General features: G+C 71.5%; 14 protein-coding genes. 6 read left to right on the top strand and 8 right to left on the bottom strand.

Features of this window, described 5'->3' with window-relative positions; all coding sequences use genetic code 11:
- Window positions 1–8: 8 nt before the first annotated feature.
- From ACIGA3_RS13890 to ACIGA3_RS13860, 7 genes are all read right to left on the bottom strand, one after another.
- The gene (locus tag ACIGA3_RS13890; protein ID WP_399714401.1) at window positions 9–1,232 is read right to left on the bottom strand and encodes a PP2C family protein-serine/threonine phosphatase; all 1,224 of its coding nucleotides are present in this window, start codon (window positions 1,230–1,232) and stop codon (window positions 9–11) included.
- Window positions 1,233–1,397: 165 nt separating this feature from the next.
- The gene (locus ACIGA3_RS13885; protein ID WP_399714399.1) at window positions 1,398–2,084 is read right to left on the bottom strand and encodes a response regulator; all 687 of its coding nucleotides are present in this window, start codon (window positions 2,082–2,084) and stop codon (window positions 1,398–1,400) included.
- Between the two features lie 112 nt (window positions 2,085–2,196).
- On the bottom strand, window positions 2,197–2,865 hold the full coding sequence (locus ACIGA3_RS13880; protein ID WP_399714395.1) for a potassium-transporting ATPase subunit C: 669 nt from the start codon (window positions 2,863–2,865) through the stop codon (window positions 2,197–2,199).
- Between the two features lie 2 nt (window positions 2,866–2,867).
- Window positions 2,868–4,967 (bottom strand): potassium-transporting ATPase subunit KdpB, encoded by a 2,100-nt coding sequence (gene kdpB, locus ACIGA3_RS13875; RefSeq protein ID WP_399715379.1) that lies wholly within the window; start codon window positions 4,965–4,967, stop codon window positions 2,868–2,870.
- A 32-nt stretch (window positions 4,968–4,999) separates the two neighbouring features.
- Entirely contained in the window at window positions 5,000–6,661 is a 1,662-nt protein-coding gene (gene kdpA / locus ACIGA3_RS13870) for a potassium-transporting ATPase subunit KdpA (protein ID WP_399714393.1), read from the bottom strand.
- A gap of 8 nt (window positions 6,662–6,669) precedes the next feature.
- Window positions 6,670–6,759: a K(+)-transporting ATPase subunit F gene (gene kdpF / locus ACIGA3_RS13865; RefSeq protein ID WP_009326374.1), complete on the bottom strand. Its 90-nt coding sequence runs from the start codon at window positions 6,757–6,759 to the stop codon at window positions 6,670–6,672.
- A gap of 283 nt (window positions 6,760–7,042) precedes the next feature.
- The gene (locus tag ACIGA3_RS13860; protein ID WP_399714390.1) at window positions 7,043–7,960 is read right to left on the bottom strand and encodes an alpha/beta hydrolase family protein; all 918 of its coding nucleotides are present in this window, start codon (window positions 7,958–7,960) and stop codon (window positions 7,043–7,045) included.
- Window positions 7,961–8,209: 249 nt separating this feature from the next.
- On the opposite strand from ACIGA3_RS13860, the gene ACIGA3_RS13855 reads away from it, so the two are divergent.
- The 4 genes from ACIGA3_RS13855 to ACIGA3_RS13840 are packed head-to-tail and all read left to right on the top strand — an operon-like array spanning window position 8,210 to window position 11,824.
- Complete coding sequence (locus tag ACIGA3_RS13855; protein WP_399714387.1) at window positions 8,210–9,514, top strand: NUDIX domain-containing protein; 1,305 nt, start codon at window positions 8,210–8,212, stop codon at window positions 9,512–9,514.
- A complete protein-coding gene (locus ACIGA3_RS13850; protein WP_399714385.1) occupies window positions 9,511–10,116 on the top strand; it encodes an NUDIX domain-containing protein in 606 nt (201 codons plus the stop codon). Before ACIGA3_RS13855 ends, ACIGA3_RS13850 begins: the two co-directional genes overlap by 4 nt.
- Window positions 10,113–11,147: a GNAT family N-acetyltransferase gene (locus tag ACIGA3_RS13845; protein WP_399714383.1), complete on the top strand. Its 1,035-nt coding sequence runs from the start codon at window positions 10,113–10,115 to the stop codon at window positions 11,145–11,147. Before ACIGA3_RS13850 ends, ACIGA3_RS13845 begins: the two co-directional genes overlap by 4 nt.
- Window positions 11,144–11,824: a M15 family metallopeptidase gene (locus tag ACIGA3_RS13840; RefSeq protein ID WP_399714382.1), complete on the top strand. Its 681-nt coding sequence runs from the start codon at window positions 11,144–11,146 to the stop codon at window positions 11,822–11,824. The genes ACIGA3_RS13845 and ACIGA3_RS13840 overlap by 4 nt, the downstream gene beginning before the upstream one ends.
- An 8-nt stretch (window positions 11,825–11,832) precedes the next feature.
- Here ACIGA3_RS13840 and ACIGA3_RS13835 read toward each other — a convergent pair whose 3' ends face one another.
- Window positions 11,833–13,143 (bottom strand): serine hydrolase domain-containing protein, encoded by a 1,311-nt coding sequence (locus ACIGA3_RS13835; RefSeq protein ID WP_399714380.1) that lies wholly within the window; start codon window positions 13,141–13,143, stop codon window positions 11,833–11,835.
- 152 nt (window positions 13,144–13,295) lie between these two features.
- Here ACIGA3_RS13835 and ACIGA3_RS13830 point away from each other — a divergent pair, with 152 nt between their 5' ends.
- On the top strand, window positions 13,296–14,843 hold the full coding sequence (locus ACIGA3_RS13830) for a M1 family metallopeptidase (protein WP_399714378.1): 1,548 nt from the start codon (window positions 13,296–13,298) through the stop codon (window positions 14,841–14,843).
- Between the two features lie 198 nt (window positions 14,844–15,041).
- Window positions 15,042–17,027 (top strand): N-acetylmuramoyl-L-alanine amidase, encoded by a 1,986-nt coding sequence (locus tag ACIGA3_RS13825; RefSeq protein ID WP_399714375.1) that lies wholly within the window; start codon window positions 15,042–15,044, stop codon window positions 17,025–17,027.
- Window positions 17,028–17,045: the final 18 nt, after the last annotated feature.

The following is a 17,045-nucleotide window of genomic DNA, read 5'->3' as shown; positions in this document are numbered from 1 at the left end:
CAACGTTCTCAGTTCCAGCCCACATGGACCACGGCCACGTCGTCCGCGAGGCCGCCGCGTTCCTCGGCCAGCCCCTCGGCCTCGTCGATCAGCCGGTCCACGAACTCTTCGGGCGCCAGTCCGGCCGCGTCGCGGGCGAGTTGGAGCAGCCCCTCCTCGCCGAGCCGCTGCGGGCCGTGGCTGACGTGCCCCTCGAAGAGGCCGTCGGTGAAGAGGACGACGGAGGCGCCCGGTGGCACCGGCAGTTCCGCGGTCGGCCAGCGCGCGCCGCCGGGGACCAGGCCCAGCGCGGGCCCGCCCGGCACCTCGACCCAGTCCACGTCCCCGCCGCCGCGCCGGAGCAGCCCGTGATGGCCGGCCCGCACCACGCTGGCCCGGTGCTCGCCGGGTACGGCGGACAGGCTGACCAGGGTGGCGAAGACCTCGTCCCGGGCGCGCTCGGCGACCAGGATCTCCTCCAGGCGGCCCACCTGCTCGGCACCGGTGATACCGCTGAGGACCAGTGTGCGCCAGGCTATCCGCAGAGCGACCCCGAGGGCGGCCTCGTCCGGTCCGTGGCCGGAGACGTCCCCGACCACGGCGTGGACGGTGCCGTCGGCGCTCTGCACGATGTCGTAGAAGTCGCCGCCGAGCAGGGCCTGGGCGCGGCCGGGGCGGTAGCGGGCGACGACCTGGACGCCGTCGGCGCGCAGCAGCGGGCGGGGCAGCAGTCCGCGTTCCAGGCGGGCGTTCTCCTGGGCCTGCATCAGGCTGGCCTGGAGCGCCACCGCGGACTGTTCTGCCTGCTTGCGCTGGATCGCGTAGCGGACGGCGCGCCCGAAGAGCTCGGGTTCGACGCGGCCCTTGACCAGGTAGTCCTGGGCTCCGGCGGTGACCGCGGCGAGCCCGGTCTGCTCCTCGGCCAGGCCGGTGAGGACGACGATCGCCACCTGGTCGGCGCGCGCCTTGACCAGGGAGACCGCTTCGAGGCCGCTCGCGTCGGGCAGGTGCAGGTCGAGCAGGACGCAGTCGGGGCGCTCGGCGGAGAGCACCTCGGCGGCCTCGGCCATCGAGCGCACCCAGCGCAGGCGCATCTTCAGGGCGCTGTCGGCGACCAGTTCCTCGACCAGCAGCGCGTCGCCGGCATCGTCCTCGACCAGGAGGACCGACGGCTGTCGCTCGTCCCACTCCGTGTCGATCCCGTCCACGGTCACCGGCATCAGCTCATCGGCATCAGCCCGCGACGTCACCATGGTCCCGCCCTTTCCGCTCCGCTCGTGCCGCCCGCCGTCAGAAGTTGTCGACCGACAACATTGGATGAGCATACTCAGTGCGAAGATCCGGGCGTGACCAGTCCGGGTGACATCATTCACCCATCCGGACCCGGGCGCGACGACGCGGTGCCCCTCGAAGGTGGTTCAGCCCTCGAAGCGGTAGCCCATACCGGGCTCGGTGATGAGATGGCGCGGGTGGGAGGGGTCCGCCTCCAGCTTGCGGCGGAGCTGGGCCATGTAGACGCGCAGGTAGTTGGTCTTGTCACTGAGGGAGACGCCCCAGACCTCGCGCAGCAGGTGCTTCTGGCTGACCAGGCGGCCGGGGCTGGTGACGAGGATCTCCAGCAGATGCCATTCGGTCGGGGTGAGGCGGATGTCCCTGCCGTCGCGCACGGCCTTCTTGGCGGCCAGGTCGAGGGTGAAGCCGGCCGTCCGCACCGTCGTGGTCTCCGGGGCGGTCCGGGCGGCCTCGGCGCGGCGGACGGCTGCGCGCAGCCGGGCGAGCAGTTCGTCCATGCTGAACGGCTTGGTGACGTAGTCGTCGGCCCCGGCGTCCAGCGCGGCGACCTTCTCCTCGGATGCCTGCCGGGCGGAGAGGACGAGGATCGGGACACGGCTGCGGCCGCCGCGCAGGGACCTTATGACGTCGGCGCCGTCCATGTCGGGCAGCCCGAGGTCGAGCACGACCACGTCCGGACTGCGGGCGGCCGCGAGCCGGAGCGCGGTGGCACCGTCCGGGGCGGCGTCGACGGCGTACCGGCGGGCCTGGAGGTTGATCACGAGGGCCCGTACGAGCTGCGGGTCGTCCTCCACCACGAGCACCCGTGTCATGGACGCGCGCCCTCCTGTCGTACGCCGGATCAACGGCAGCAACCTACGTCATCCGGGCGGGAGTCGGTGGTTCCGGTGCGGCTTCCGGACACCGCCGACACGCTGCACGTCGTCAGCGCCGGGCCGCCAGGTCCTTGAGCGCGATGTTCAACTCCAGCACGTTGACGCGGGGTTCACCCAGGAAGCCGAGGGTGGGGCCCTCGATGTGGGCGCGGACGAGCCGGGCCACCTCGGCCACGGGGAGGTGGTTCCTGGCGGCGACGCGGTTGGTCTGGAGCCGGGCGTACCGAGGGGAGATGTCCGGGTCGAGGCCGGAGCCGGAGGAGGTGACCGCGTCGGCGGGGACGTCGGCCGGGCTCACAGCGTGGCCGGGTACGGAGTTGTCCCTGACGACCGCGGCCTTGGCGGCCCGCACCCGCTGGACCAGGACCTTGCTGTCGGCCGCGAGGTTGGTGGCGCCGGACAGCAGCAGCGAGTAGCGGGTGTTCTCGCTGTTGGTGCCGAGGCCGGCCGCCGGGCGCCCCTGGAACCACCTGAGGTCCGGCTCCGGCGTCTCCTGTCCCTTCTTCTGCGGCAGCGCGTACGACTGCCCGATGAGGGAGGAGCCGACGACCCGACCGTCCGCCCGGGTTTCGGAGCCGTTCGCCCGCTCTGGGAAGAGGAGTTGGGCGACGCCGGTCATGGCGAAGGGGTAGAGGACGCCGGTGACGAGGGTGAGGACGAGCAGGGCGCGCAGGCCCGCACCCAGCGAACGGGCTCTGCCGGTGAGGGAGTTGTTCATGGTCAGCCGATCCCTGGGATCAAGGAGAGGAGCAGGTCGATGAGTTTGATGCCGATGAAGGGCGCGAGGAGGCCGCCGAGGCCGTACACGGCGAGGTTGCGCCGCAGCAGACGGTCGGCGCTGACCGGCCGGTACCGCACGCCGCGCAGGGAGAGCGGTACCAGCGCGATGATGATCAGCGCGTTGAAGACGACGGCCGAGAGGATCGCGGAGTCGGGCGAGGCCAGCCGCATGATGTTCAGCCGGTCGAGGCCCGGATACACGGCGGCGAACAGCGCCGGGATGATGGCGAAGTACTTGGCCACGTCGTTGGCGACGGAGAACGTGGTCAGCGCGCCCCGGGTGATGAGGAGCTGTTTGCCGATCCCGACGATCTCGATGAGCTTGGTCGGGTCGGAGTCCAGGTCCACCATGTTGCCGGCCTCCTTGGCGGCCGACGTGCCGGTGTTCATGGCCACGCCGACGTCCGCCTGGGCCAGCGCGGGGGCGTCATTGGTGCCGTCCCCGGTCATGGCGACGAGCTTGCCGCCCGCCTGCTCCCGCTTGATGAGGGCCATCTTGTCCTCGGGAGTGGCCTCCGCCAGGAAGTCGTCGACTCCCGCCTCCTCCGCGATGGCCTGGGCGGTCAGCGGGTTGTCCCCGGTGATCATGACGGTCCTGATGCCCATCCGGCGCAGCTCGGCGAACCGTTCCCGCATGCCCTCCTTGACGACGTCCTTGAGGTGGACGACGCCCAGCACGCGGGCACCCTTCCGGTCCCGCACGGCGACCAGCAGCGGGGTGCCACCGGCGCGGGAGATCCGGTCGGCGGTCCGCTCGGTGTCCTCGGCGACCGTGCCGCCCTGCTCGCGCACCCAGCGCAGTACCGAGCCCGCCGCGCCCTTGCGGATGCGGCGCCCGTCCACATCGACGCCGGACATCCGGGTCTGCGCGGTGAACGCGACCCACTCGGCGCCGGCCGGCTCGACCTGGTGGCGTTCGCGCAGGCCGTACGCCTCCTTGGCCAGGACGACGACGGAACGGCCCTCGGGGGTCTCGTCGGCGAGCGAGGACAGCTGGGCGGCGTCCGCGAGTTCGGCCTCGCTCGCGTCGCCCACCGGCACGAACTCGGCGGCCCTGCGGTTGCCGAGGGTGATGGTGCCGGTCTTGTCCAGCAGCAGCGTCGACACATCACCGGCCGCCTCGACGGCCCGGCCCGACATGGCGAGCACATTGCGCTGGACCAGGCGGTCCATGCCCGCGATGCCGATGGCGGAGAGCAGCGCGCCGATGGTGGTGGGGATCAGGCACACCAGCAGGGCGACCAGCACGACCATCGTGAGCCGGGTGCCCGCGAAGGCGGCGAAGGGCGGCAGCGTGGCGCAGGCCAGCAGGAAGACGATGGTGAGCGAGGCGAGCAGGATGTTCAGCGCGATCTCGTTGGGCGTGCGCTGCCGGGCCGCGCCCTCCACCAGTCCGATCATCCGGTCGATGAAGGTCTCCCCCGGCCGGGTCGTGATCCGGATGACGATCCGGTCGGAGAGCACCTTGGTGCCGCCCGTGACGGCGCTGCGGTCCCCTCCGGACTCCCGGATGACCGGCGCCGACTCGCCCGTGATCGCGGACTCGTCCACCGAGGCGACCCCCTCCACGACATCGCCGTCACCGGGGATGACATCGCCCGGCTCGCAGACCACCAGGTCACCGACGCGCAGTGCGGTGCCGGACACCTGCTCCTCGGCGGCCCCGGTCAGTCGGCGGGCGACGGTGTCCGCCCTGGCCCTGCGCAGGGTGTCGGCCTGCGCCTTGCCCCGCCCCTCGGCGACCGCCTCGGCGAGGTTGGCGAAGAGCACGGTCAGCCACAGCCAGGCGCTGATCGTCCAGCCGAACCAGTCGGTGGGGTCGGTGCAGGAGAACACCGTGGTGAGCACGGAGCCGATCCACACCACGAACATCACGGGCGACTTGACCATGACGCGCGGATCGAGCTTGCGGAAGGCGTCCGGCAGCGATCTGACCAGCTGCCGGGGATCGAACAGGCCCGCGCCGACGCGTCCGTCCGCGGGCTGGTGACCGGCGGGCACATCGCTGTGCGGCGCCCCGACGGGAGTAGCTGTGGACATCGAGTCCTCTGACTTGTCTGTACGGACGGTCATCACGCCAGCCCCTCGGCGAGCGGTCCCAGCGCCAGCGCCGGGAAGTACGTCAGGCCGGTGATGATCAGGATCGCCCCGACCAGCAGGCCCGCGAACAGCGGTTTCTCGGTGCGCAGGGTGCCCGCACCGGCCGGGACGGGCCGCTGCGCGGCGAGCGAGCCGGCCAGTGCGAGGACGAACACCATCGGCAGGAAGCGGCCCAGCAGCATGGCGAGACCGGTCGTGGTGTTGAACCAGTCGGTGTCGGCGTTCAGCCCGGCGAAGGCCGAGCCGTTGTTGTTGGCGGCCGAGGTGAAGGCGTACAGCACCTCGGAGAACCCGTGCGCGCCCGGATTGAGCATGGAGTGCGGCGGGGTCGGCAGTGCCATCGAGGCCGCGGTGAGGACGAGGACCAGCGCGGGGGTGACCAGGATGTAGCAGGCGGCGAGCTTCATCTCGCGCGCGCCGATCTTCTTGCCCAGGTACTCGGGGGTGCGGCCGACCATCAGACCGGCGAGGAACACCGCGATCACGGCCATGATCAGCATGCCGTACAGCCCGGAGCCGGTGCCGCCGGGCGCGATCTCGCCCAGCATCATGCCGAGCATCGCGATACCACCGCCGAGCCCGGTGAAGGAGGAGTGGAAGGAGTCCACGGCGCCGGTGGAGGTGAGCGTGGTGGACACCGCGAAGAGCGCGGAGCCGCCGACGCCGAAGCGGACCTCCTTGCCCTCCATCGCGCCGCCGGCGGCCTGGAGCGCCGGGCCGTGGTGGCTGAACTCGGCCCACATCATCAGGGCGGTGAAGCCCAGCCAGATGGTGGCCATGGCGGCGAGGATCGCGTAGCCCTGCCGGACGCTGCCGACCATCAGGCCGAAGGTGCGGGTCAGCGAGAACGGGATGACGAGGATCAGGAAGATCTCGAACAGGTTGGTGAAGGGGGTCGGGTTCTCGAAGGGGTGGGCACTGTTGGCGTTGAAGTAGCCGCCACCGTTGGTGCCCAGCTCCTTGATGGCCTCCTGGGAGGCGACCGCGCCACCGTTCCACTGCTGGGTGCCGCCGGTGAACTGGCCGACCTCGTGGATACCGGAGAAGTTCTGGATCACCCCACAGGCGACCAGGACCAGCGCGCCCAGCACCGCCGCCGGGACCAGGACACGCAGCGTGCCGCGCACCAGGTCGGTCCAGAAGTTGCCCAGCTCGCCGGTGCGCGACCGGGCGAAGCCGCGCACCAGGGCGACCGCGACCGCCATGCCCACGGCGGCGGACACGAAGTTCTGCACCGCGAGCCCCGCCGTCTGCACGACATGGCCCATGGTCTGTTCGCCGTAGTACGACTGCCAGTTGGTGTTGGTGACGAAGGAGACGGCCGTGTTGAAGGACTGTGCCGGGTTCACCGAGGAGAAGCCGAGCGAGCCGGGCAGCACCCCCTGGAGCCGCTGGAGCAGGTAGAGGAAGAGGACACCGGCCAGGGAGAAGGCGAGTACTCCGCGCAGATACGCGGGCCAGCGCATCCCGGTGTCGGGGTCGGCGCCGATGGCCCGGTAGATCCACCGCTCGGCCCGCAGATGCCGGTGCGAGGAGTACACCTTGGCCATGTAGTTTCCGGCGGGCGCGTGGACGAGGGCCAGCGCGGCGATGAGGGCGAGCAGTTGGAGCACGCCCGCGAGTACGGAACCCATGCCGGCTCTCAGAACCTCTCCGGGAAGATCAGGGCGAGGACGAGATAGCCCAGCAGGGCGACGGCCACGACCAGGCCGACGACGTTCTCGGCGGTCACAGCTTCGTCACCCCCTTGGCGACGAGTGCCACCAGCGCGAAGGCCGCGAGCACGGTGACGACGAAGGCCAGGTCGGCCATCTTGGGACTCCTGAACGGACTCGGGATCGAAAGGGGAACCCCTCGAGGAAACCCCTGCTCCGGCCGGTCCGGGCCCCGCGTTGACGCCCCTCATACGGCCATGGCCACGGCTTTGACGGGACTCTGACGGGAGCGGCGTGCGCGGACACGGAAAAGGCAGCCGCCCCGGGAGCGGCTGCCTGAGGGTGAGTGCCCTGGTGCGGCTACGACAGGTGCGAGTCGAACCACTCGATCGCCACTTCGGGGTGCTCGCCGAAGTAGTTGTAGCCGTCGAAGCGCCTGGTCGTGCCCTCGATCCACACGAGTTTCTTGTCTTCGGCCGGAATGGCGTCGTAGATCGACTGCACGTCCTCGGGGCGGGTCATCGAGTCGTGGTGTACCTGGGCGACGAGGGTGGGGATGTGGATCGACTTGGCGTATTCGAGCGGTGACTGCTCGGCCAGGTGGAATCCGGTCCGCTCGACGAGTCCTTTGTCGAAGCGGGCGTATCCGTCCGGGATGTCGTTCGCCTTGACGAATTCCTCGATGATGTAACTGCCCGAGACCGGCTGAAGGAGGATGAGCGAGGGGATGTCCTCGAAATCCTCGGGGTGCCTGGCCATGGCGACGCAGGTCGAGTCGGCACCCAGGCACACGCTGAGCAGCACCGTCGTCATGTCCTTGGTGTCGGGCCGGGACCTCGCGTAGCGCACCGAGCCGATCACGTCCCGGTACTCCAGCAGCCCGATGCCCACGGTGTCACCGTTTCCGGCCCCGCTGAGGCCGAAGTTCCGGATGTCGTAGCAGAGGATGTTGTAGCCGGCGTCGTGCAGGGCCTTGAACTCGGGGAGGAAATTCACCTCGAATCCGCCGAGGCCACCGAATTCAGGCAACTGGCCTGGATATCCATACCGGTTCCCCGGCAGGAAATGGTTCTGGATGACGAGCTTGTCCGAGTCGGCGGGGATGAACCAGCCGTCGAGCGGGACCCCGTCCATGGACGGGAAGAACACGTCCTCGTACTCAAGACCCACCTCGCCCGGCCTGCGCAGCACGGGGGCGCGGCGGCCGGCGGTGGTACCGGTGGTCCACATGTCGAGGAAGCCCTCCAGGGCGGCCTGACCGTGGTAGGTCTCCGTCATGCCGATTACCTCCTCGGCGTGGAGGATGGTCACATTTGCTACTTATCGTGACATGGCGGACCCGTTGATCGCACTCCACCTCCCTCGATCGAACGAATTTGGGAACGGCAACCCTTGGCGCGCCGGGCCGGGCGGGCGACGGGAACACATGTTCCGGAATTTGCCTCGCCGGAGCCGTAACAAGGCCGGTGTCCGGCGCGTTTTTAGAGCACCAGTTCACTTGCCACCCGGATGGAGGAGGTCGACGGCATGAGCACGTTCGCCCCTGGTTCCGCGCACCTCACCTGCCGCGCGCTCGTCATCGACCGCGAGCGGCGCGTCCTGCGGGTACGGGACCCTGCCGGGAGCCTTCCCGTGGCGCCAGGCGCGCGGGCCGGGACGGGCGACCGCACGTTGCTGGGGGCGGCGCTGCGGGCGGTGACCGAGCGGACGCGGCTCGCACCGGGCGATCTGTGCCTGACCCCGGAGCTCCTGACCACCCCGGTCCATGTCGAGGCCGTGGGGCCCGCCCACTACGAGTTCACCTTCGCCCTGTACCTGGCCCGCGACCTGTCCGAACCGCTGCCCGATGTCGATTGGTTACCCCTCGACCAGCTCAACTCGGCCGGCCTCAGGGCCAAGTCGAGTGCGGCGGCGCTCGACGGGAGGCCGGCGCCGGTGAACGCCTCGGCACTGATCCACGACGGCGAGGGCCGTTACCTGCTCCATCTGCGCGACCACATTCCGGGCATCTGGGAGCCAGGAGCGTTCGCCCTGCTCGGCGGCGGCCGCGAGCCCGGGGACCGCACGCTGGAGGACACCCTGCGGCGTGAACTGGCCGAGGAGGTGCCGGGACTCGATCCGGCCGACCTCAAGCCGTACACCGTCGAGGAGGCCACCGGTGCCGAAGGGCTGTGCGTGCCGGTGCAGGTCTTCTCCGGCCGCTGGACCGGCGATCCGGACGGGGTGGGGCTGGCGGAGGGCGTGCTGCTGCGCTGGTTCCGCCCGGACATGCTGCACCGGCTGCGGCTGGCCCCCGGGACCCGTGAACTCCTCCTGCGCCACGCGGCCCGCCCGGCTGTGCGCACCCCGGCGATCCCCCGCCCGGCGAAGGCCCCCGACGCGGGCGGCACGGAGCTGAACATCGTCGGGGTCCACCTCTACGCGGAGGACGACGACGGCCGCGTACTGCTCGGCCTCCGCCATCCCGACGCGGTCTTCGCGGGCTCCACCTGGCATTTTCTGGCCGGGCACTGCGAGCGGGAGTCCGCCGTCGCATGCCTGGTGCGGGAGGCGCACGAGGAGGCCGGCCTGCTCATCGACCCGGGCGATGTGGAGCTGGCCCATGTGGTGCATGTGCTGCACGGTCCGAGCGCGCGGCCACGCGTACAACTGGTCTTCCGCGCCCGCCGCTGGCAGGGGACACCGTGGCTGAGAGAGCCGGACAAGTGTCTCGACTGGCGCTGGTGGGACCCGGACCGGCTGCCGGAGCCGCTCGTGCCGTACGCCCGCACGGCCATCGACGGCATCCGCACGGGCCGCGCCTACTCCGAGATGGGCTGGTGCCCGGCATGAGCGCCATGATCCCCGGGGCCCGGCGGGAGCGGCACACCGTGCCGGTCGACGTGCATCTGATCCTGCGCCGGGAGAGCGGGAGCGGTCCGGAGGTGCTGGTGTCGCGGCGGGCCGGGGCGGTGTACGCCGCCGGGCTCTGGCATCTGCCCTCCGGGCACCTGGACGGCCCGCACGAGGACGTGGTCGAGGCGCTGCTCCGCGAGGCACGGGAGGAGACCGGTGTCGTCATCGACCGGGCCGACGTACGCGCCGCCGTCACCGTCCACCACCGAGCCCCCGGCGGGGAGGCACGGGTCGGCTTCTTCTTCGAGGTGCGGCGGTGGGCGGGCGAGCCGCGCCTCATGGAGCCGCACGTCTGCGACGCCATGACCTGGGTCCGGCTGGACGCGCTCCCCGCCGCGATGGTGGCGTACTGCCGGGCCGGTCTGGACGCGTACCGCTCCTGGGAGCGGCTGGCCGTGCACTTCCAGCGGCCGGACGACCCGATCGCCCACGACACGACGGCCGACCGGCTCCGCCCCGTTCCCGGCGTCAACCCCTCGCCTCCTCCGCGGAGTTCGGCACCGGGCCGGCCCGTCGCACCTCTTGGAGACGCATCGTGAACAGTGAGGCCCTGCACACCCGCCGCCAGCACTCCGGCACCGCGCACGCCGCACGGCCCGCCACGCCCGCCGACGCGGAGGGCATCGTCCGGCTCCGGTCCGCCTTCGTCCTCGCCGAGCCGTTGGCAAAGGAGTGGATCGTCCGCTCCGGCGCCGAACTGGCCGCCCGGCTCGCTCCCGGTGGCGACGCCCGTGCCTGTGTCGTCGATGCCCCGGACGGCGCCCTCGCGTCCTGTGCGCTCGCGCTGCTCCACCCCGTGCTGCCGGAGCCCGCGTCGCCCACGGGGCGGGCGGCGCGGGTGCACGCGGTCGCCACGCATCCCTCGTGGCGGCGCCGGGGATACGCCGGGTCGGTGCTGACCGCGCTGCTGGACCGGCTGCGGGCCGAGCGGGTGTCGCCCGTGGAGGCGGACGTGTCCGGCGCTTCGGTGGCGCTCTTCCGCGCCTCGGGATTCTGCGGCAGCCTGGCGCCCATGCGGATGACATGGCCCGAGCCGCCGGTCCGGGGCCGGGTGGACGAGAGGACCGGCCATGTCTGGCTGCCGCTGGAGCAGTACGCCGAGACGGTCATGAAGGCCACCGGTTTCGCCTGCCTCCTCTTCACCGACACCAGCGACCGGCCCGTACAGCTCCACGGGGTCTACAGCGCGACCCACCCCTGGCAACTGGTCGGCGGCACGATGGACCCCGGCGAGCGGCCCTGGGAGACGGCCGTCCGGGAGTGCCGGGAGGAGACGGGCATCGAGCTGAGCGGGCCGCCGAGACTGCTGGCGACGGTGTACGGGCTGCCCGGCGCCGAGTGGCCGTACAGCACGATGGGGCTCGTCTTCGACGGCGGCCGGCTCGACGAGGGGCAGATCCGGAACATCGTGCTGGACCCGCGTGAGCACGACGAGGTCCGGGTGCTGCCGCTTCCGGAGTGGCGGCCGCTGATGCCGCCACGGGACTTCGCGCGGCTCGGCGCGGTACGGGAGGCCCGCCGCACCGGTGTGGCCGCCTACTTCGACACCTGGGACTGGGGGACGGAATGAGCGTCGTACTGATGTCGGACCGGCGGGTGGCGGCGATCCCGGTGCGGGAGTGCGGCGAACCGCTGGTCGACGTCCGGGCGCACGGCGCCCTCCGGGTCGACCCGCGCAAGCATGATGCCGCGGGCGCCTTCGCGCACCTGCGTCAAGGCGTCCTCCACCGCCTGCTGCACGCCCAGTCGCTCCTGCCCAACGGCCTGCGGCTGCTGTTCGTCGAGGGGTACCGGCCGCCCGCCCTCCAGCGCCGCTACTTCGAGGAGTACGTCGACGTGCTCGGCCGGGACAACCCCGGCTGGACCCAGGCCCGTGTCCGGGAGGCGGCCAGCCGCTTCGTCTCCCCGCCGGAGATAGCCCCGCACAGCGCGGGCGCCGCCGTGGACCTGACCCTGGTGGACGTCGACGGCCACGAACTGGACCTGGGCACCCGGATGAACGCCGACCCGGAGGAGAGCGAGGGAGCCTGCTACACCTCGGCCACGAACATCACCCCCGAGGCCGGGGCCAACCGGAACATCCTGGCCACCGTTCTGTCCGAGGCGGGCCTCGTCAACTACGCCACGGAGTGGTGGCACTGGAGCTGGGGCGACCGTTACTGGGCCCTCCAGACGAACAACCCGACCGCCCTGTACGGCCCCACCGAACCGGGCCGGGAGATGGACCAGATGACCGGCGGACACTGAACGCGCCCTCAGTCGGCGTCGGTGGGCAGGGACAGCCCCGCGTAGGTCTCGTTGAGGACGGTCGGCAGCAGGGCGTTGGCCGTGGTGTTGCCGCCCGGGGACAGGGTGAGGTTGGTCCAGATGACGAGGGTGACGTCGTGGTCCGGGTCGTGGCCGATGAAGGAGTTGAAACCGGGGAGTTCGCCGCCGTGGTAGTACATCGCGGCGTTCGGGCCGAACCGCTGGTGGGTGATGCCGTAGCCGTAGCTCTGCCCGCCGGGCGGGTCCGAGGGGTCTTCGGCCTGCGGGCTGCGCAGCCACTGCCGTTGGTGCGCGGCGTCGAGGACCTTGCCCGTCACCAGGGCCCTGATCCAGGTGGCCAGGTCGTCCGCCGTGGAGATGGCGCCTCCGGCCGCGGTGGCGTACGACGGGTTCTGGTGGGTGTAGTCCAGGGGCTGGAGCTTCCCGGACCGGGCCGCCGCCTCCAGCCGGGCCGGGTAGGGGCGGTCGGTCAGCGCGTAGGCCGTACCGCCGTACATGTAGCCGTGCGCGTAGGGGGTGGGCAGGGAGGTGTCGTGGATGCCCGGCAGTGAGGTGCCCGTGAGGCCGAGGGGCGCGAGGAGACGTTCGCGGAACTGCCGCTCCAGCGGCCTGCCACCCGCCTTCTCGGCGACGAGACCAAGGAGGGCGTAGTTGGTGTTGCTGTACTCGTAGGACGCGCCGGGCGCGAAGTTCGGCGGGTGCTGGAAGGCGAGGGCCAGCATCTCGCGTGGGGTGCGGGCCTTGGCGGGATCGGCGTCCAGGGAGGCGGCGAGCCGGGGGACCTCGGTGTAGTTGTAGAGCCCGCTGCGCATCTTCAGCAGTTGGGCGAGGGTGATGCGGTCGCCGTTCGGGACGCCGGGCACGTAGTCGGACACCGGGTCGGTCAGCCGGAGCCTGCCGTCCTGGGTGAGGAGGAGGATCAGCGCCGAGGTCATGGTCTTGGTGTTGGAGGCGATCCGGAAGTGCTCGGCCGTGGTGGGCGCCTGGTCGCCGCCGAGCCGGCTCGTGCCGACGGTCGCCCGGTAGGTGCCCTGCGGGGTGCGGAGCAGGACCACCGCACCGGGCACCTTGAGCCCCCGCGCCGCTCGCTCCACGGCGGACTGGAGCGCCGCCTGATCGATGGGCTTCAGCGCGGAGTCGGTGGGAGCGGAAACGGCGATCGCCGCCGGCGGTCCGGAGAGCACCGGAAGTCCCGCACCCGCCGGCAGGAGGCAGCCCGCGATCAGCAGAGCCGCGTACGGCGTCGGCCGGGTCACGCGGCGCGGGGCACGGAGCGCGTCGGCTCGGGGAGTCCTCATCCCGAGGTCACTGTCCTGACGGTCTCACGGGAACATACGTAATAAAGGGCTCAATTTTATCAGTCGGCCCTCCAGCACGCCGACTCCTGCCGCCTGAACAAACACGTAGACATATAAGCCGCATACCGCCCGACCGCTGGCATAGTGCCGCCATGACCCTCACGCCCCGTAAGAACGGCGCGCGGCGGGACGGCGGCCACCGCCGCGCGGCCCTCGCGCTGGCCTGTGCCCTCGGGATCACGGGCGGCGTCGTCCTCGCGCTCGACCTGTCCTCGGACGAACCCCGCACCCCCGCTCTCCCCGGCCATCCCGCCCCCGGCCCCTCGGACGTCCCCTCCCCCGGCGCCCCCGGCATCGGCGACCCGCTCATGCCGCTGGACGGGAACGGCGGCTACACGGTCCGCCGCTACACGCTGGACTTCGACTGGCAGGCGCCCCGGACGCCGTTCGCCGCCGCCACCACGATCAGCGCCACCGCGACCCAGTCCCTCTCCCGCTTCGACCTCGACTTCGCGGGCAACACCCTGGGCGGTGTCACGGTCGACGGCGTGCCCGCGAGGACCGCGCGCAAGGGGGACGAGCTGGTCGTGACCCCGGCGCGGCCGATCGCGCGGAGCCGCGCCTTCACCGTGCGGGTCGCCTACACCGCCGACCCCACGCAGCATCGTCACCGCACCGATGCGATCCAGGACTACGGCTGGGTGCCCACGGCCGACGGCACCGTGCTGTCGCCGCAGCCGAACGGCGCTCGGATGATCTTCCCGGCGGACGACCACCCCAGCCTGCGGGCGCCGTTCACCTTCCACGTCACCACCCCGCCCGGCCTGACTGCGGTGGCCAACGGCCGGCTCGTCACCCGCGCACCCCAGCGCGACGGCCGGGTCCGGTGGACGTACGACTCCGAGCACCCGGTCGCGCCGCAGCTGGTCCAGCTGGCCATCGGCCGGTTCGACGTGGTGGACGGCACCGGCCCGCACGGGCTTCCCCTGCGGGACGTGGTGCCACGGGGGCTGGTGGCGGAGACCAGGGCGTACCGGGCGCTGACGCCGGACCACCTCACCTGGCTGGAGAAGCGGCTCGGCCCGTACCCGTTCCGGCGCTACGGCGTGCTGGTGGGCGACACCGAGCTGCCGGTGGCGCTGGAGACGCAGTCGCTGTCGGTGGTGCCGAGCGCGGATCTGCTGGGGGATCAGGTCGCCGCCGAGCGCAATCTCGTGCACGAGCTGACCCACCACTGGACGGGCGACAGCGTGGCGATCCGCCGCTGGTCCGACCTGTGGCTGAGCGAGGGTCACGCCCGTTTCTACGAGCTGCTGTACGCCGACACGCGGGGCGGTCCGAGCCTGGAGGACATGATGCGTTCGGCCTACGAGCAGCACGACCAGTGGCGGCACGACGACGGCGCGCCCGCCGAGCCGCACGAGGAGGGCCTGTTCCGGCAGATGCGTTACGACGGCTCGGCGCTGGTGCTGTACGCGCTGCGGGAGAAGGTCGGCGCGGACACCTTCGAGCGCGTCGAGAAAGCCTGGGTGACGACGTATCGGGGGCGGGTGGCCGGTAGCCGAGACTTCGTCAGACTCGCCTCGAAGGTGGCGGGCGAGGACCTGACGGGCTTTCTGGCCCCTTGGCTGTACGGGTCGCACACCCCGCCCATGCCCGGCCACCCCGACTGGCGGGTGGACCCGGTCGAGAAGGAGTGAACGCCCTCCCCCCACCCGGCGGCCTCCGCTGCCGCCGACCGGGTGGCCTGAGCGCGGGGGCTGGTCCACGCCAGTGACGCTCGGCGCGACGCGGCGCGCGAGGCAAGGAAACGTGAGCGGGGTGACATGCGGGGCGCGCCCTGGTTCGCGCCCTGGCCGCATGTCCAGGCCGCGCCGAACCTCGTTGGAGCCACCCGTATGAGAAAACGCGTCGCCCCCCGCCTGTCCAGTGCCATGCGCGGGCATCGGCGGATCGTCTGCGTGACCGCCGCGTCGGCGGCGCTTCTGGTGCCCTTGCTGATCGACCGCTCGGACGACTCGGGCGGACCCCCCGACCAACGCCTCCAGGACGACTACACGGCCGCGGCGGACGAGTTCCGTGTCCCCCGCAGTGTGCTGATGGGGGTGTCCTATCTCCAGTCGCGGTGGGACTCCCACCAGGGCGCCCCCAGCGTCATCGGCGGCTACGGGCCGATGCACCTGGTGGACTCGGCCGGACCGCCGGCCGCGACACCCCCGCACCATGTGACGCCCCATCCGAAGGTGCAGAAGGCCAGCCCGTCCCCGGCGCAGAAGGCGGCCGAGGACGCACAGCGCTCGGCGGATCTGCGGCGGGCGGCCGATCTGGTCGGTCTTCCGGTGGAGCGGCTGCGCACGGACGACGCCGCCAATGTGCGCGGCGGCGCGGCACTGCTCGCGGCGGCCCAGCGAGGGCTGGGCAAGCCGCTCAGCAACGACCCGGCCGACTGGTGGGACGCGGTGTCGCGTTTCCCGGGCACCAGCGACGCCGGCTCGGCGGCGGCCTATGCCAACGATGTCTTCGACATCATCCGCCGGGGTGCGGACCGCGTCACCGACGCCGGTCAGCACGTCGTCCTGGCCGCGAGCCCCAAGGTGCGCCCGCACGCCGGAGCGGCGGGCTCGTCCCGCTCGAAGAACGTGGAGTGCCCGGCGGAGCTGTCGTGTTCCTGGCTGAGCGCGCCGTACGTCAGGATCGACGACGAGGCGTACGGCAACCACGACCTGGCCGACCGGCCCAAGGACCAGCGGATCGAGTACATCGTCATCCATGACACCGAGGCGCCGCTGGCCTCGATGCTGCTGACCGTCCAGGACCCGACGGAGGCGTCCTGGCACTACTCGATCCGCTCCAGCGACGGCAGTGTCACCCAGCACGTCAAGACCAAGGACGCGGCCTGGCACTCGGGGAGCCAGTTCGTGAACGGCCGCTCGATCGGCATCGAGCACGAGGGCTTCCTGCGGCAGCCGGACGCCTGGTACACGGAGCAGATGTATCGTTCCTCCGCCCGGCTGGTGAAGTACCTGACCAAGAAGTACGACATCCCGCTGGACCGTCAGCACATCTTCGGCCACGACAATGTGCCCGCGCCGACCGAGGACACCATCCCGGACATGCACGACGACCCGGGTCCGTTCTGGGACTGGCGGCACTACTTCGACCTGCTCGGCGCCCCGCTGAAGGCGACGGCCGGCCCGGACAGCGACACGGTGATGATCCTTCCGGAGTACGCCAAGCACAAGCCGGTGTTCACCGGGTGCGTGGAGAGCGGCGAGAAGTGCGCGCCGCACGGTTCCAGCGCGGTCCGGCTGCACACCGAGCCGAGCGAGGACTCCGCGCTGATCCAGGACCCCGGCCGGAAGCCGGACGGCGACGACACCACGGTGGACGTCAACGACCTGGGGTCGCGGGTGTCGGCGGGCCAGACGTTCGCGGTGGCCGACCGCAGCGGTGACTGGACGGCGATCTGGTTCCAGGGCCACAAGGCGTGGTTCAAGAACCCGAAGGACCACCCGACCGCCGTGGGCGAGCGGGCCCGGACGGTGACGCCGAAGGAGTCTCGCCAGGAGATCCCGGTGTTCGGGCGGGCGCTCCCGGAGGAGTCGGCGTATCCGGAGGGGGTGGACGAGCAGCAGGAGGCGCCGCTGCCGTACACGATCCAGGAGGGGCAGCGGTATGTGACGCAGTCCGTCGTCCACGGCACCTACGTCGACCGGTCCTCGTTCGGCGACACCCCGGCGCCGGTGGTGAAGGGGCAGGAGGAGTACTACGAGATCCAGCTCGACCACCGACTGGCCTATGTACGGGCGAGCGACGTGGACGTGCAGGAGCCTCCGGCGGCCGCCGGCGCGCCGAAGCCGGCCAAGCCAAAGACCAAGAACTGACACACTGCGGCCGTGGCC

The sequence above is a fragment of the Streptomyces sp. NPDC085596 genome (assembly GCF_044541565.1).
Taxonomy (GTDB): Bacteria; Actinomycetota; Actinomycetes; order Streptomycetales; family Streptomycetaceae; genus Streptomyces.
Note: the sequence above shows the minus strand (reverse complement) of the source record. Positions and strands in the feature narration are given on the sequence as shown.